Raw genomic sequence first — 15407 nt, forward strand, 5'->3', positions numbered from 1 at the left:
GGCGGTCGCGTGTCGTCGCGGGGGAGGCGGGCGGACCCTGCTCCCCGCCGGAGAAGCGGGCCCTACTCCCAGCGGAAGAACCGGGCGGCGGCGGCCAGTCCGAGCACCGACCAGCCGGCCAGCAGCCCGAGGTCCGACCACGGCACCCCGGCCCCGTGCTGCAGCACCGAGCGCAGGCCGTCCGAGAGCGCGGAGATCGGCAGCAGCTCCAGCACCGACCGCACGGCGTCCGGGAACCGGCTCAGCGGCACGACCACCCCGCCGGCCAGCAGCAGCAGGACGAACACCAGGTTCGCGGCGGCCAGGGTGGCCTCGGCCTTCAGCGTGCCGGCCATCAGCAGCCCGAGCCCGGAGAAGGCGGCGGTGCCGAGGACCAGCAGCGCGGCGACGCTCAGCGGGTCGCCCTGCGGGGACCAGCCGAGCGCCAGCGCGATCACCGACAGCAGCGCGACCTGCAGCGCCTCGGTGACCAGCACGCAACCGGTCTTCGCGGTCAGCAGCGCCCAGCGCGGCAGCGGGCTGGCGCCGAGCCGCTTCAGCACGCCGTAGCGGCGCTCGAACCCGGTGGCGATGGCCTGGCCGGTGAAGGCCGTGGACATCACGGCGAGCGCCAGCAGGCCGGGGGCCAGGAAGTCGACCCGCTCGCCGGGGCCCTCCACCGCGACGATGTCCACGGCCGAGAACAGCACCAGCAGCACGGTCGGGATGACCACGGTGAGCAGCAGCTGCTCACCGTTGCGCAGCAGCATCCTGGTCTCGAAGGCGGTCTGGGCGAGCAGCATCCGGCCGACCGGGGCCGGACCGGGCGCGGGGGAGTAGTCGGTGGCGGCCGCGCGGGCGCCGGTCACGTCGGTCGTGCTCACGAGCGGAGGTCCCGTCCGGTCAGGTCGAGGAAGACGTCTTCGAGGCTGCGGCGCCGCACGGACAGCCGCTCGGGCAGGATGCCGGAGGCCGCGCACCAGCCGGTGACGGTGGCCAGCAGCTGGGGGTCGACGGCCGCCTCGACGCGGTAGGCGCCGGGGCCGGTCTCGACGGCGGTGGCGCCTTCGGGCAGCTCCTTGAGCAGCGGGCCGAGGTCGAGCCCGGGCGGGCCGTCGAAGCAGAGCGCGTTCTCGGAGCCGCCGCGGCACAGTTCGTCGGGGCTGCCGGTGGCGATCACCCGGCCGCGGTCGACGACGGCCACCTGGTCGGCGAGCTGCTCGGCCTCGTCCATGTGGTGGGTGGTCACGACCACGGTGACGCCGTCCCGGCGCAGGTCGCGGACCAGCTCCCAGGTGGCGTGCCGGGCCTGCGGGTCGAGGCCGGCGGTGGGCTCGTCGAGGAAGACCAGTTCGGGGCGGCCGACCACGGCCATGGCCAGCGCGAGCCGCTGCTGCTGGCCGCCGGACAGCCGGCGGTAGGTGGTGCGGCCGCAGGAGCCCAGGCCGAGCCGTTCGACCAGCGCGTCGACGTCCAGCGGGTGGGCGTGCAGCCTGGCGGTGTGCCGCAGCATCTCGACGGCGCGCGCGCCCGCGTACACGCCGCCGGACTGCAGCATGACGCCGATCCGCGGGCGCAGGGCGGCGTTCTGGGCGACCGGGTCGAGGCCGAGGACGCGGACGGTGCCGGCGTCGGGCCGGCGGTAGCCCTCGCAGGTCTCGATGGTGGTGGTCTTGCCGGCGCCGTTGGGGCCGAGGACGGCGGTGATCGCGCCGGCCGCGATGGTGAGGTCGAGGCCGTCCACCGCGGCCTTGTCACCGTAGCGCTTGACCAGCCCGGCGATCTGGACCGCGGGTTCGGAATGCATACCGGCGAGTGTAAGAGGGCCGAACGCCCGGCCCCCACGCCGCCCTCGGTGATCGTTTTCCCAGGTCAGGTAAGGCTTACCTGCGTGACAGATGACACGGGTGAGGCCTGGATCACGGCTTGTCCTGTCGGAAGTAATTACGCAACACTGGTGTTGTGAAAAACATGCGCGAGCACGCCACCCAGCAGGAGGCCGAGTCGGCCCCCGGCTGTGACGTGCCCGTGACGGCCGCCGAGGTGCTGCTGGACGGCCACCGGGCCACCCGCGACCGGGTCGCCCGGTCGATCCTGGACCACGGCCCCTCCTCGGCCGCCGACCTGGCGAGCCGCCTCGGCCTCACCGCCGCCGCCGTCCGCCGTCACCTGGACGGGCTCGCCGCCGCCGGCCTGGTCGAGTCCCGCGAACAGCGGGTCTACGGCAGCCGCGGCCGGGGCCGTCCGGCCAAGGTCTTCGCCCTCACCGACGGCGGCCGGGACGCCTTCTACCAGGCGTACGACCAGCTGGCCGCCGACGCCCTGCGCTGGATCTCCGACTCGGTCGGCGGCGGCACCGCCGGCGAGGAGGCGGTCGCCGCCTTCGCCCGGGCCCGGTTCGGCAAGCAGGGCGAGAGGTACCTGGAGGCCGTGCGGAGCGCCGGGGCCGGGGAGCGGGCCGAGGCCCTCGCCCAGGCCCTGAGCGCCGACGGGTACGCTGCCACGGTGCGGCGGGTCCCGTCGGCCGTGGCGAAGGCCCCGGCGGGCACCCAGCTCTGCCAGCACCACTGCCCGGTCGCGCACATCGCCGAGCAGTTCCCGCAGCTCTGCGAGGCGGAGACCGAGGTCTTCTCCCAGCTCCTGGGCACCCATGTGCAACGGCTGGCCACCATCGCCCACGGCGACGGGGTCTGCACCACCTATGTGCCGGCACCCGGTGCCGCATCGTCGCCCGCCCAGCGTTCCGCGGGCCACGGCTCCGATGCAGCGCCGACTGCCGGTACGTCCACCGAAGATTCAGCGTCCGCGCGTTAGGAAGCTCGCATGACTGACACCGTTTCGCACCCCGAGCTCGAAGGCCTCGGCAATTACGAGTACGGCTGGGCCGACCCGGACACCGCCGGTGCCGCGGCCAAGCGCGGGCTCAGCGAGGACGTCGTCCGCGACATCTCGGCGAAGAAGAACGAGTCCGAGTGGATGCTCAACCTGCGCCTCAAGGGCCTGAAGCTCTTCGGCAAGAAGCCCATGCCGACCTGGGGCTCCGACCTCACCGGCATCGACTTCGACAACATCAAGTACTTCGTCCGCTCCACCGAGAAGCAGGCCGAGTCCTGGGAGGACCTGCCCGCCGACATCAAGGCCACCTACGACAAGCTGGGCATCCCGGAGGCCGAGAAGCAGCGCCTCGTCGCCGGTGTCGCCGCCCAGTACGAGTCCGAGGTCGTCTACCACCAGATCCGTGAGGACCTGGAGGAGCAGGGCGTCATCTTCCTGGACACCGACACCGCGCTGCGCGAGCACCCGGAGCTGTTCCACGAGTACTTCGGCACCGTCATCCCGGCCGGCGACAACAAGTTCGCCGCGCTGAACACCGCGGTGTGGTCCGGCGGCTCGTTCATCTACGTGCCGAAGGGCGTGCGGGTCGACATCCCGCTGCAGGCCTACTTCCGGATCAACACCGAGAACATGGGCCAGTTCGAGCGGACGCTGATCATCGTCGACGAGGACGCCTACGTCCACTACGTCGAGGGCTGCACCGCGCCGATCTACTCCTCCGACTCGCTGCACTCCGCGGTCGTGGAGATCATCGTCAAGAAGGGCGGCCGCTGCCGCTACACGACGATCCAGAACTGGTCGAACAACGTCTACAACCTGGTCACCAAGCGCGCCGTGGCGTACGAGGGCGCGACCATGGAGTGGATCGACGGCAACATCGGCTCCAAGGTCACCATGAAGTACCCGGCCGTCTACCTGATGGGCGAGCACGCCAAGGGCGAGACCCTGTCGATCGCCTTCGCGGGCGAGGGCCAGCACCAGGACGCCGGCGCCAAGATGGTGCACATGGCGCCGAACACCTCCTCGCACATCGTCTCCAAGTCGGTGGCGCGCGGCGGCGGCCGGACCTCCTACCGCGGCCTGATCGAGATCGGCGAGGGCTCGCACGGCGCCAAGTCCAACGTGCTGTGCGACGCGCTGCTCGTCGACACCGTCTCCCGCTCGGACACCTACCCGTACGTGGACGTCCGCGAGGACGACGTGTCCATGGGCCACGAGGCGACGGTCTCCAAGGTCAGCGAGGACCAGCTGTTCTACCTGATGAGCCGCGGCCTCACCGAGACCGAGGCGATGGCCATGATCGTGCGCGGCTTCGTCGAGCCGATCGCGCGCGAGCTGCCGATGGAGTACGCGCTGGAGCTCAACCGGCTGATCGAGCTGCAGATGGAGGGTGCGGTCGGCTGACGTCCGCCGCAGACCGCCCCACCGACTTTTCGAGGAAGAGAGCACGACGAACAGCCATGGCTGACACGCCCCTGAATGTCCCCGCGAACACCCCCGGCTCCACCACCGCCGGCTCGATCGAGGTCGGCACCGCCGGCGCCGGCGCGCAGCTCGCCGGCCCGGGCACCGGCCGCAGCACGGTCAAGCAGCCGATCGACGCGCGCGTCGCGGTCAAGCCGTCCTTCGACGTCAACGACTTCCCGGTGCCCACCGGCCGCGAGGAGGACTGGCGGTTCACCCCGCTGCACCGCCTCGGCGGGCTGCACGACGGCACCGCGGCCCAGGCCGAGCAGGGCAGCGACAAGGTCGAGTTCGTGCTCCCGGACGGCGTCACCGCCGAGACCGTCGGGCGCGACGACGCCCGCCTGGGCAAGGCCGGCACCCCGGTCGACCGGGTCGCCGCGCAGGCGTTCAGCGGGTTCGAGCAGGCGCTCGTGGTCACCGTCCCCAAGGACGCGGTGCTCACCGAGCCGGTCAAGATCGACGTCCGCGGCGAGGGCGGCGTCCGCTTCGCCCACGTGGTGATCGACGTCAAGCCGTTCGCCGAGGCCGTCGTGGTGATCAACCACGCCGGCACCGGCACCCGGGCCGCCAACGTCGAGCTGCTGGTCGGCGACGGCGCCAAGCTCACCTTCGTCTCGGTCCAGGACTGGGACCGCGACGCCGTCCACGTCGCCCAGCACAACGCGCTGGTCGGCCGGGACGCCTCGTACAAGTCCGTCGTGGTGACCTTCGGCGGGGACCTCGTCCGCCTCCACCCGCGGGTCAACTACGCGGCCCCCGGCGGCGAGGCCGAGCTGTTCGGCCTCTACTTCGCCGACGCCGGCCAGCACCTGGAGCACCGCCTGGTGATCGACCACGACACGCCGCACTGCCGGTCGAACGTGGCCTACAAGGGCGCGCTGCAGGGCCAGGACGCGCACGCCGTCTGGGTCGGCGACGTGCTGATCCGTGCCGCCGCGCTCGGCACCGACACCTACGAGCTCAACCGGAACCTGGTGCTCACCGACGGCGCCCGGGTCGACTCGATCCCGAACCTGGAGATCGAGACCGGCGAGATCGTCGGCGCCGGCCACGCCTCGGCGACCGGCCGCTTCGACGACGAGCAGCTCTTCTACCTGCAGGCCCGCGGCATCCCGGCCGACGAGGCCCGCCGCCTGGTGGTGCGCGGCTTCTTCGCCGAGCTGCTCCAGCAGATCGGCGTCGCCGAGGTGCAGGAGCAGCTCATGGAGAAGATCGAGTCCGAGCTGGAATCGGCGGTCTGACACCCATGACGTTTCTCCGTGCCTGCGCGCTGAACGACCTCCAGGAGGACGTGCCCAAGCGCGTGGACCTCAACGGCGTGCCGGTGTCCATCGTCCGCACCGACGAGGGGGTGTTCGCGATCAACGACACCTGCTCGCACGCGAACGTCTCGCTCGCCGAGGGTGAGGTCGAGGACTGCATGATCGAGTGCTGGCTGCACGGCTCCAGCTTCGACCTGCGCACCGGCAAGCCCTCCGGCCTGCCCGCCACCAAGCCGGTCGCTGTCTACCCCGTAAAGATCGAAGGGGACGATGTGCTCGTCTCCGTCAACCAGGAGTCCTGAGTACACATGGCAACCCTTGAAATCCGCGACCTGCACGTCTCCGTCGACGCCGAGAACGGCCCGCGCGAGATCCTGAAGGGCGTCGACCTGACCGTGAAGCAGGGCGAGACCCACGCCATCATGGGTCCGAACGGCTCCGGCAAGTCCACCCTCGCCTACTCGCTGGCCGGCCACCCCAAGTACACCGTCACCGGCGGCACCGTGCTGCTGGACGGCGAGGACGTCCTCGAGATGTCCGTCGACGAGCGCGCCAAGGCCGGCGTCTTCCTGGCCATGCAGTACCCGGTCGAGGTCCCCGGCGTCTCGGTCAGCAACTTCCTGCGCACCGCCGCCACCGCCGTCCGCGGCGAGGCCCCCAAGCTGCGGCTGTGGGTCAAGGAGGTCAAGGAGGCGATGTCGGCCCTCCAGATGGACCCGGCGTTCGCCGAGCGCAACGTCAACGAGGGCTTCTCCGGCGGCGAGAAGAAGCGCCACGAGATCCTCCAGCTGGAGCTCCTCAAGCCGAAGATCGCGATCCTCGACGAGACCGACTCCGGCCTCGACGTCGACGCGCTGCGGATCGTCTCCGAGGGCATCAACCGGGTCCGCTCGACCGGCGAGGTCGGCACCCTGCTGGTGACCCACTACACCCGCATCCTGCGGTACATCAAGCCCGACTACGTCCACGTCTTCGCGGGCGGCCGCATCGTCGAGTCCGGCGGTGCCGAGCTGGCCGACAAGCTGGAGAACGAGGGCTACGAGGCTTATGTGAAGGGGGGCGCGTCCGCGTGACGCACGCGTTCACGGGTCTGCTCGACACCGACGCGATCCGGAAGGACTTCCCGGTCCTGCAGCGGCTGCTGCACGACGACAAGCCGCTGGTCTACCTGGACAACGCGGCGACGTCGCAGAAGCCGCGCCAGGTGCTGGAGGCGCTCAACGCCTACTACGAGCGGCACAACGCCAACGTCCACCGCGGCGTGCACGTGCTCGCCGAGGAGGCCACCGCGCTGTACGAGGGCGCCCGGGACAAGGTCGCGGCCTTCGTCAACGCGCCGAGCCGCAACGAGGTGATCTTCACCAAGAACGCCTCGGAGTCGCTCAACCTCGTCGCCAACATGCTGGCCTGGGCCGACGAGCCGTACCGGGTGGACGCCGACTCCGAGATCGTCATCACGGAGATGGAGCACCACTCCAACATCGTCCCGTGGCAGCTGCTCTCGCAGCGCAGCGGCGCGAAGCTGAAGTGGTTCGGGCTCACCGACGAGGGCCGGCTCGACCTGTCGAACATCGACGAGCTGATCACCGAGAAGACCAAGGTGGTCTCCTTCACCCTGGTCTCCAACCTGCTCGGCACCGTCAACCCGGTCGAGACGATCGTCCGCAAGGCCCAGTCGGTCGGCGCGCTGGTCGTCATCGACGCCTCGCAGGCCGCGCCGCACATGGTGCTCGACGTCCAGGCGCTGGAGGCCGACTTCGTCGCCTTCACCGGCCACAAGATGCTGGCCCCGACCGGCATCGGCGTGCTCTGGGGCCGCCAGGAGCTGCTGGAGGACCTCCCGCCGTTCCTCGGCGGCGGCGAGATGATCGAGACCGTCACCATGGGCTCGTCCACCTACGCCCCGGCGCCGCACAAGTTCGAGGCCGGCACCCCGCCGATCGCCCAGGCGGTCGGGCTCGGCGCGGCCATCGACTACCTGTCCGGCATCGGCATGGAGAAGATCGCCGCCCACGAGCACGCGATCACCGAGTACGCCGTCGAGCGCCTGCTCGAGGTCCCCGACCTGCGGATCATCGGCCCGCGCACGGCCGTCGACCGCGGTGCGGCGATCTCCTTCACGCTCGGGGACATCCACCCGCACGACGTGGGCCAGGTGCTGGACGAGCAGGGCATCGCCGTGCGCGTCGGCCACCACTGCGCGCGGCCGGTCTGCCTGCGGTACGGAATTCCGGCGACCACGCGGGCGTCGTTCTACCTGTACTCGACGCCGGGCGAGGTCGACGCGCTGATCGACGGCCTGCACCACGTCCGGAACTTCTTCGGCTGACGGGACGGCCCAGGACATGAAGCTCGACTCGATGTACCAGGACATCATCCTGGACCACTACCGCAACCCCCACGGCAAGGGGCTGCGGGACGGCGACGCCGAGGTGCACCACGTCAACCCGACCTGCGGTGACGAGATCACCCTGCGGGTGAAGCTGGACGGCTCGACCGTCGTCGACGTCTCCTACGAGTCCCAGGGCTGCTCGATCAGCCAGGCCAGCGCCTCGGTGCTGAACGACCTGGTCGTCGGCCGGACCGTCGGCGAGGCGCAGGCCGTCCAGGAGGCCTTCCTGGAGCTGATGCAGAGCAAGGGCCAGGGTGAGGGAGACGAGGAGGTGCTGGAGGACGCGGTCGCGTTCGCCGGCGTCTCCAAGTACCCGGCCCGGGTCAAGTGCGCCCTGCTCAGCTGGATGGCCTGGAAGGACGCCACCGCCCAGGCGCTCGCCCAGCACCCCGCCGTGAACGACTGAACCCGCAGAGGAGGACAGACCATGAGTGACGAAACCACCGGCGCCCCGGCCCCCGCTGCGGAGGAGGCCCAGGGCGGCATCGTCGGCACCACCGCCGGCACCGTCTCCGTCGAGGACCTGACCGAGGCCCTGATGGACGTCGTCGACCCCGAACTGGGCATCGACGTCGTCAACCTGGGCCTGATCTACGGCGTCCACATCGACGAGGACGACGTGGCCACCATCGACATGACGCTCACCTCGGCGGCCTGCCCGCTGACCGACGTCATCGAGGACCAGGCCCGGACCGCCACCGACGGCCTGGTGAAGGACCTGCGCATCAACTGGGTCTGGATGCCGCCGTGGGGCCCCGACAAGATCACCGACGACGGCCGCGAGCAGCTCCGCGCCCTCGGCTTCAACGTCTGAGGTCACCGGTCGATCGTCGTTCCGCTGCCGCGCGAACCCCCCCGGGGTTCGCGCGGCAGCGGCGTTTCCGGGGTGAACACCCGCGCGTGATCTGCTTCGTTGAGCAGGTTCACCGCCGTTCCCCACCGGCCACCCCCCACCCGCCTGTCGGCGGGTGCCCGCCCCGGGCCTCGCCGCGTGCTCCTGCGGGTGCCCCTTCGGGCCGGTGGGACAGCGTGTCTCAGGCGGCGATGTGTGCAGGTCGGCTGCCGGTCATCGCGGAGTGCAGGGCAGCTCGGACTCGGGCGGCACCTGCTGTGGCCACGTCCGTGCCCTTGTGGGCCGTGAGGGTTCGGGTGGTCAGACCGGCGCACGGGCGGCAGACGCCCGGTCGTGGCACTGGGTCGTGGCACTCGGCGCACTCGACGTACCGGGCCGGTGGCCGTCCAACGGGCCGGGCGGGCGGCACCTTGTGCTCCAGGCGGTAGCGGAGCACGGCGGCCGCCGAGTGCACCGGGGTGGGCAGGCCCGGCAGCAGGGCGTGGGCGAGGTCGGCGTGGGTCGCGCCGCGTTGCAGCCACTGTGCGACGAGGGGCGCGAGTTCGGCGGCTTCGGCCTCGCCCAGGCGCAGTCGGGGCTCGGGGCGGATCACCCGGAACAGGGTGGCGACCGCCTCGCGGATCTCGGGCGGTTCCTCCCCTCCTCCTCGGTCGCTTTCGTCTGCCGGGCCTGCGGGGAGGGAGGGTTCTTGCTGCCGGTTCTTTACAACAGGGCTGCCAGCAGGGCCGGTTGCCGCTTCACCGGGCGCCGGACGGGTGGTACCCGGCGGCGCCATGGGGTGTGGGGTGTCGTAGACGTGGGTTTCGGTGATGATCGTGCCGTCGGGCATGCGGATCTTCTCGACCCGGTAGTACCCGGCCTCGGTCAGCTCCTTCAGGGCCTTGCGGACGGCGCCACGCCCCTGCGGACTGCTGTCGGCCATGTGTCGTCCGTCCTCGCGCCAGCCGTCGGGGCGGGAGAGGAGGTCCGCGAGCAGGCCTCGGGCGGTGTAGCTCAACCGCCGGTACTGGAGCACGGCGTTGGGTAGCACGGTGAAGTTGCGCACGTGGGCGCTACGATGGACGCGCATCGGGAGTGTCAGCTCCTGTTGCCGGACCCCGGAGCGTTGGCGCGCTGCCGGGGTCGCCTATTTTCTGTTCGGTTGCAGAACGTACCACAGCCGCCAGGTAGGAAAGCCGCCTTCGGGAAAGCCTGCTTGACGGGTAATCAGTCACCGGCGTTGTCGGGTGGAACCGTGTCCGATGGCTGTTCGGGTCTGACATGCTGAAGGTCCGTCGAGAGGGGCCGCAGCGATGCAGTGGAAGATCCATGGGGAACGTCCGATCTACGAAAACCCCTGGGTGAACGTGTGGCTGGTCGATGTCGAGCAACCGGACGGGCATCGCTGGGAGCACCATGTGCTCAAGCTGCGGCACCTGGCGGTGGCGGCAGTGGTGAACGACCGGAAGCAGGTGCTGATGATGTGGCGGCACCGGTTCATCACCGACTCGTGGGCGTGGGAGTTGCCCATGGGCCTGATCGAGGCAGGCGAGTCGCCCGCCGAGGCCGCTGCTCGTGAGGTACTGGAGGAGACCGGCTGGACGGTCGGGAAGGTCAAGTCGCTGATTTACGCTCAGCCGGCGAACGGGATCACCGACTCGGAGCACTTTGTCTTCCGAGCCGACGCCATCGAGTGCGTCGGGCCGCCGACTGAGCGCAACGAGTCCGACCGGATCGAGTGGATCCCGCTCTCCGAGCTGCGCGGCATGATCGATCGCCGGGAGATCGTCAGCAGCGGCTCGCTGGTCGGGGTGTTGTACCTGCTGCTCGACGAGGCTGGCTCGTAGCTCAGTCGCGCATCTCCTGGATTCGCGCCGATATCTCGGCGGCCGGCCGGGTGCTGCGGTAGGGCGCCAGTAGATGACGGAACTCCTGAAGGTGCGCGGCCACTCGCGGAGACCCCGCCCTGGTTGCCGAGCTGAGCGCTTCACTGGCCGTATTGCACGCCAACTCGACTGCTCCGCGTTGAAGTTGGATGCGCGCTAGCCAGTAGGCGTGGAACGCCCGTCCGCGTTGGTTGGTGCTCACTTCGGTTCTCAGGGCTTCCTCGATGAGTGGTTCGGCGGCTGCGGCGTCGCCGAGCTGTCCCAGTGCGATGCCCGCATCGACGGTGAGCTTCGTCCGATCGAAGTACTGGACCCATGCCGGATCGTCGTCTGCTGGATCGATTCGATCGAAGTGGCGCCCCGCATCCTCGATCGCGCGGTGGGCGGCTTCCTGGTCGTGTGCGCTGGCGTGGCCGAAGGCTTCCCGCATGGACAGCATCGCCATCAACCGCGGCGTGCCGCCGTCAAGTCGTGCGCTGTCCTGGGCGGCCCTGGCCAGGATGATCGCTTCGCGTGTCTTGTCCTCGTAAGTGGCCTGAAGGCTGAGGCAGGAGAGCACGTTGGCGATGAACGGCCGGTCGTCAATCTCGCGCGCCAGGCGCAGCGCCTCGGTGAAGTAGCTTCGGGCCGTGCTGTACTGGCAGGCATCGAAGTACGTCCAGCCGGTGAGGCGCGCGAGTTCGGCCGCGATCCCGCGCAAGCTGCGCTGGTGGCTCGGATCGGCCGTGTCGCGCAGAACACTCAGAACGTATCGCAGTTGACCCATGACGGCGGGCCGGAGGGCTTCGCCACCGTGCTCGTCGTCGCGTCGCCAGTAGTCCTCGATCGAGGCTTGGAGGGACCGGAGAACCGTTGGCGTGACTCGGGCGCTGGCCGCTATGGCGAGGATGTCGTCCAGCTCTCGGCCTGGCAGCACCGAATCCGCGGGTGGGGTCGCTGACAGTCCGGCCAGTGGTACGGGGTGAACCGCGGCCTCTCGGCGTTCCCAGGCGCGGGGAGCAAGGCCGACCATGTGCCCCGGGATTCGGAGACCGTCCGCGATGCGCTCGACGACGTTCATGTTGGTGATCTCTCGGCGTCCCGCGATGACCTCGCCGACGCGGCTGGGGGTCAACTCACAGGCCCTGGCGATGCGGGACGGGTGGAAGCCACCTCTGGCCTTGGCCAGTCGAAAGATCTCGGTGAAGTTCCGGGACCGGCAGGCTGCCGCCATCTCGGGGTCGGCCAGCAGTCGGCTCGACAGGCCGGGTCCTGGTGTCGAGTGGGTCATGTCCGGTACCCCCAGCACCGCGAAAATCATCACTCCGTGTCACGCACCTTAACTGAATGCGAGTTTACCCACGGTGGGTAATCATCTGGCCCTTATCGCGGAACTGCTCGACCGGAAATCCTGGGAGTCCTCCGGGGCAAGCCCGGGGACCTGGGGGAGCCAGAGGGGGTGGTCCGTGTTGGTGGACGTGGGCTGATCCGGATCGAAGGACTCTCGGACTCGTGGGGATGGCAGCCGCTCGGGACAGGCAGGGTCATGTGGTTCGAGTCCGCCGCTGACCAGCTGGTGACGACGCCGCCCGGCCCATCTGACCCACTTCAAGCTCCACCTGGCCACGTCCGGAATCTCGGCCAGGAGGATCGGCGGCGCCGACCGCGTCATCCCCCGCGGTCGGTGTCGTCGACAGCCCCACGCTCAAGTATCCGAACGATTCACCTCGGATTTTCCGCTCAGGGAGGCGGAAGCCATGACGGAAGGAGCACCACATGGAGAACCGCACGGATCGGCCGGCGCCTGAGGAGAACGGACTCTTGGTCGCGGTCGAGGAGTTGACCGCGGTCCAGGACAGGTACGACAGCCTCCGTTCCGACAACGCCGGTTCCTCGGGCGACGCGCCGTGGCCCGGCGGTGACGGCAACCTGACCGACGTCGCGTAGGCCCCGGTCATCCCAGGGGCGGGGGTGCGCACCGAGCGGGCTCCCGCCCCGCGTCCAGAACTCTCCACGGAGGTAGCAGTGGAACACCGCTTGGTCACCGCCATCGAGACGGCCCTGCGCTGGGACAGCTCCGAACCGATCGGCACGGGTTTCGCGCTTGGCCGGATCGAGGACTGTGCGCTGCTGTCGCGCATCCTCACCCCGAACAAGCTCCTCGACATCGCCATGCGGCGCAGCCTCAACCGGCCGCAGTTCCGGGCCTTTCAGAAGGGCGAGGAAGTACATCCGGCCGTGTACTTCACCGACACTGTCAGCCCGCGCGGGCAGTCCGTTCCCATGGCCAACATGCACCGCCTCGGCGACCTGCTCCGCGACGGCGCGACGCTGATCATGGACCAGGTCAACGTCTTCGATCCCACGATGGAAGTCACCTGCCGCGCCTTGCAGTGGTGGGCGCGCGAGCGCGTGCAGGTGAACGCCTACCTCACCACCAACAGCGCCGCCGGCTTCCCGCTCCACTGGGACGACCACGACGTGATCGTCGTGCAGCTCTCGGGGGAGAAGGACTGGGAGGTTCGGACCGCCTCGCGCACTGCGCCCATGTACCGCGACGCTGATCCCAACAACACTCCCAGCGACACCGTGCTCTTCAAAGGGACTCTCCGGGTCGGCGACGTCATGCACATCCCGCGCGGCCACTGGCACCAGGCCACCCGCACCGGGAGCGGTACCGGCCACAGCCTCCATGTCACCTTCGGCATCACGAAGCGCACCGGCGCCTCCTGGATGGCCTGGCTGGGCGACTGGTGCCGCGAGCAGGAGGTCTTCCGCTGCGACCTCGACCGCACCGACACCGACACCACGCCCTTGGTGGAGGCCGCCACCCGACTCGTCGGCCGGCGTGGCCCGGAGGAGTTCCTGACCGCCTGCGAGCAGCAGGCCGCCCCCGGCCGCCAGGTGCCGTTCCTGGAGATCTTCGGTGGGCTCGACGCCGTGGTGTGCACCACCCACTTCGCACCCCGGATCACGGAGCACGGGGACACCGTAGGCGTCACAGCGGCTGGGAGGCAGCTCACCTTCGCGGCAAAGGCGGTGACCGCCCTGCGACTGCTGCTCAGTGGCCAGCCCGTCGTGCTCGAGCAGGCGGCGGCGAGTGTCGGGGATGAAGTTCGTGAGGTGGCCGCGATCTTGATCAAGGAGGAACTGTGCGCGCCGCTGACCGACGAGTTGTCCTCGGGCTACACCGGTCTCGTCACCGCCGTGACATCCTGACCGGCGCACTGGACCTCGGCGTCACCGCGATCGACACCGCCTCGAACTACCTCCACCACCGATCCCACCGTGTTCTCGGTGAGGTGGCTGGTGACCTGCTCACGGAGTTCGTGATCTCCACCAAGGTCGGCTACTTCAAGGACGGACACAGCCTTGCCCCGACGCGGTTGCGGAAGGCGCTCGACGCGGCGTTGGCCGAGCTTGGCTGCGAACCGGACACGGTCCTCCTGCACAACCCCGAGCACTCCGCTCCGGACAGCGAGGTTCTCTCGCATGCATGCGCGGTCCTGGCCGGTGCGGCGGAGCAGGGGCGCTGCGCTTCGTGGGGGATCTCCACCTGGGACCCGCGCCCGTTGGTCGGCCTCGACACGCCTTGCCCGGACGTCCTCATGGTCCGCTCCGGCCTGCTGGTCAGCAGCAGTGTCCTCGACGCCGCCGAAGCACTGGTGGCCGCGTGGGGGCCGACCCAGGTACGGGGGATGAGCCCCTTCGGTGGCAGCGCCACCGACCCCGTGTGGCAGAAGATCGATCCGACGATGTTCCTGAGGTCATCCGACGCCACACCGGTGCAGGCGGCATTTCGTGTCGCCTTCGCGCTGCCGGGGGCCGAGGCGGTGGCGGTCGGCAGCGACGACGCCGAGCACCTGCGGGAACTGTGCGGCGGCCTGGGGCACGAGATCGACACCGATGTCCTCCAGACCTACCGGCAGCTCCTGCGTCAGTCGGTCTGAAGGTCCTTCGCCACCTGCTCAGCCAGGACGCGGGCGCGCTCAAGGCGAGGGTCCTCGGGATGCGCGTGCGGCCCGAGGATCTTCGCCGCGACGAACAGCGTCATCAGCTTTCCGTCCCGGCTCGCGAAGTCGGCGCTCCGCTCGGTGCGGACGCGATCGGCCAGCGTCGGCACGGCGAGCGACGCACCCCACAGCGTGGCCGCGTCCAGGCCGCGCGGGGCCATTCCCCAGTCCTCCCAGTCGAAGACGCAGAACTCCGGTGCCGTCACGTTCGCCCAGTTGAGATCGGCATGCGCCGGACACCACCGGCTCACCGTCGCGTCGAGGGCCGGGAACACCCGGTGGATGGTCCGGTTCACCAGTTCCTGCGTGATGGTCTCCGTGTCGGGCGTAGCGATCCGGTTCGTCCGTTGCCGAGAGAGCGCGTCGAGCGAAGCGTTCAACTGCGACCACCAGCCGGGAGGCAGCTCGGGTTCGTCCGCCAAGACCGCCGATCCCACGGGTTCGGCCGGCAGGAGCCCGGTTTCGTCGGCCCGCCACATCACCGGCTCGGCCGCGTCCCGCCATGCGATGCCCGCCAGCCACGCGGGCTTCGCGATGCCGTTCAGCGCCTCGGCTGCGGGTGTGCCGTCCCCGCCCTGGACACCGATCCGATCCAACCCGCGCCGCTCGATCCGCACCCACGTGCCGCGCTCGGTGCGAGTGCCTACGGACCGGCGTTTGCGGACCACCGACGCACGATCGAGGTGGGTTCCCAACGCGGACTCGACCCGTTCCAGCACCCCGTCAACCGGTACCCGGCGCAGATCTGTCATGGGACAACGG

The 15407-nt window shown here is 70.0% G+C and carries 17 protein-coding genes; 12 read left to right on the forward strand and 5 right to left on the reverse strand.

Annotation, left to right across the window (positions count from 1 at the left end; genetic code table 11):
• Positions 1-62: 62 nt before the first annotated feature.
• A complete protein-coding gene (locus AB0N04_RS24460; protein ID WP_360222697.1) occupies positions 63-782 on the reverse strand; it encodes an ABC transporter permease in 720 nt (239 codons plus the stop codon).
• A gap of 77 nt (positions 783-859) precedes the next feature.
• Positions 860-1786: an ABC transporter ATP-binding protein gene (locus tag AB0N04_RS24465; RefSeq protein WP_360222673.1), complete on the reverse strand. Its 927-nt coding sequence runs from the start codon at positions 1784-1786 to the stop codon at positions 860-862.
• A 164-nt stretch (positions 1787-1950) separates the two neighbouring features.
• Between AB0N04_RS24465 and AB0N04_RS24470 the strand changes: the two genes are divergently transcribed.
• From AB0N04_RS24470 to AB0N04_RS24505, 8 genes are read left to right on the forward strand one after another with little or no spacing between them, the layout of a single operon-like run.
• Positions 1951-2793, forward strand: a complete 843-nt coding sequence (locus AB0N04_RS24470; RefSeq protein ID WP_360222700.1) for a helix-turn-helix domain-containing protein — start codon at positions 1951-1953, stop codon at positions 2791-2793.
• A 9-nt stretch (positions 2794-2802) separates the two neighbouring features.
• A complete protein-coding gene (gene sufB / locus AB0N04_RS24475; RefSeq protein WP_360222676.1) occupies positions 2803-4218 on the forward strand; it encodes a Fe-S cluster assembly protein SufB in 1416 nt (471 codons plus the stop codon).
• A gap of 56 nt (positions 4219-4274) precedes the next feature.
• Positions 4275-5522: a Fe-S cluster assembly protein SufD gene (gene sufD / locus AB0N04_RS24480; protein ID WP_360222679.1), complete on the forward strand. Its 1248-nt coding sequence runs from the start codon at positions 4275-4277 to the stop codon at positions 5520-5522.
• Positions 5523-5527: 5 nt separating this feature from the next.
• Positions 5528-5845: a bifunctional 3-phenylpropionate/cinnamic acid dioxygenase ferredoxin subunit gene (locus AB0N04_RS24485; protein ID WP_360222682.1), complete on the forward strand. Its 318-nt coding sequence runs from the start codon at positions 5528-5530 to the stop codon at positions 5843-5845.
• Positions 5846-5851: 6 nt separating this feature from the next.
• On the forward strand, positions 5852-6616 hold the full coding sequence (gene sufC, locus AB0N04_RS24490) for a Fe-S cluster assembly ATPase SufC (RefSeq protein WP_360222685.1): 765 nt from the start codon (positions 5852-5854) through the stop codon (positions 6614-6616).
• Positions 6613-7872 (forward strand): cysteine desulfurase, encoded by a 1260-nt coding sequence (locus AB0N04_RS24495; RefSeq protein ID WP_360222688.1) that lies wholly within the window; start codon positions 6613-6615, stop codon positions 7870-7872. Before sufC ends, AB0N04_RS24495 begins: the two co-directional genes overlap by 4 nt.
• A 16-nt stretch (positions 7873-7888) precedes the next feature.
• Positions 7889-8341 carry a Fe-S cluster assembly sulfur transfer protein SufU gene (gene sufU, locus AB0N04_RS24500; protein ID WP_360222691.1) on the forward strand — a complete coding sequence of 151 codons (453 nt, stop codon included), beginning with the start codon at positions 7889-7891 and terminating at the stop codon, positions 8339-8341.
• A gap of 21 nt (positions 8342-8362) precedes the next feature.
• Positions 8363-8749, forward strand: a complete 387-nt coding sequence (locus tag AB0N04_RS24505) for a metal-sulfur cluster assembly factor (RefSeq protein WP_363365260.1) — start codon at positions 8363-8365, stop codon at positions 8747-8749.
• Positions 8750-8969: 220 nt separating this feature from the next.
• On the opposite strand, the gene AB0N04_RS24510 is transcribed toward AB0N04_RS24505, so the two are convergent.
• The gene (locus tag AB0N04_RS24510) at positions 8970-9857 is read right to left on the reverse strand and encodes a hypothetical protein (RefSeq protein ID WP_360218489.1); all 888 of its coding nucleotides are present in this window, start codon (positions 9855-9857) and stop codon (positions 8970-8972) included.
• A gap of 223 nt (positions 9858-10080) precedes the next feature.
• On the opposite strand from AB0N04_RS24510, the gene AB0N04_RS24515 reads away from it, so the two are divergent.
• Positions 10081-10614 carry an NUDIX hydrolase gene (locus tag AB0N04_RS24515; protein WP_360218486.1) on the forward strand — a complete coding sequence of 178 codons (534 nt, stop codon included), beginning with the start codon at positions 10081-10083 and terminating at the stop codon, positions 10612-10614.
• A 1-nt stretch (position 10615) separates the two neighbouring features.
• Here AB0N04_RS24515 and AB0N04_RS24520 read toward each other — a convergent pair whose 3' ends face one another.
• Positions 10616-11953, reverse strand: a complete 1338-nt coding sequence (locus AB0N04_RS24520) for a hypothetical protein (protein ID WP_360218498.1) — start codon at positions 11951-11953, stop codon at positions 10616-10618.
• Between the two features lie 455 nt (positions 11954-12408).
• Between AB0N04_RS24520 and AB0N04_RS24525 the strand changes: the two genes are divergently transcribed.
• The 3 genes from AB0N04_RS24525 (at position 12409) to AB0N04_RS24535 (ending at position 14582) form a co-directional block, all read left to right on the forward strand.
• Complete coding sequence (locus AB0N04_RS24525; protein ID WP_360218483.1) at positions 12409-12579, forward strand: hypothetical protein; 171 nt, start codon at positions 12409-12411, stop codon at positions 12577-12579.
• 78 nt (positions 12580-12657) lie between these two features.
• The gene (locus AB0N04_RS24530; RefSeq protein ID WP_360218480.1) at positions 12658-13851 is read left to right on the forward strand and encodes a cupin domain-containing protein; all 1194 of its coding nucleotides are present in this window, start codon (positions 12658-12660) and stop codon (positions 13849-13851) included.
• Positions 13785-14582, forward strand: coding sequence for an aldo/keto reductase (locus AB0N04_RS24535; RefSeq protein WP_360218477.1), 798 nt, complete (start codon positions 13785-13787; stop codon positions 14580-14582). Before AB0N04_RS24530 ends, AB0N04_RS24535 begins: the two co-directional genes overlap by 67 nt.
• Here the strand turns inward: AB0N04_RS24535 and AB0N04_RS24540 are convergent.
• Positions 14570-15397: a phosphotransferase gene (locus AB0N04_RS24540; protein ID WP_360218474.1), complete on the reverse strand. Its 828-nt coding sequence runs from the start codon at positions 15395-15397 to the stop codon at positions 14570-14572. The genes AB0N04_RS24535 and AB0N04_RS24540 overlap by 13 nt on opposite strands.
• Positions 15398-15407 lie beyond the last annotated feature (10 nt).

Origin of the sequence: Kitasatospora sp. NPDC051702, from assembly GCF_040681575.1 — a bacterium.
GTDB lineage: Bacteria > Actinomycetota > Actinomycetes > Streptomycetales > Streptomycetaceae > Kitasatospora.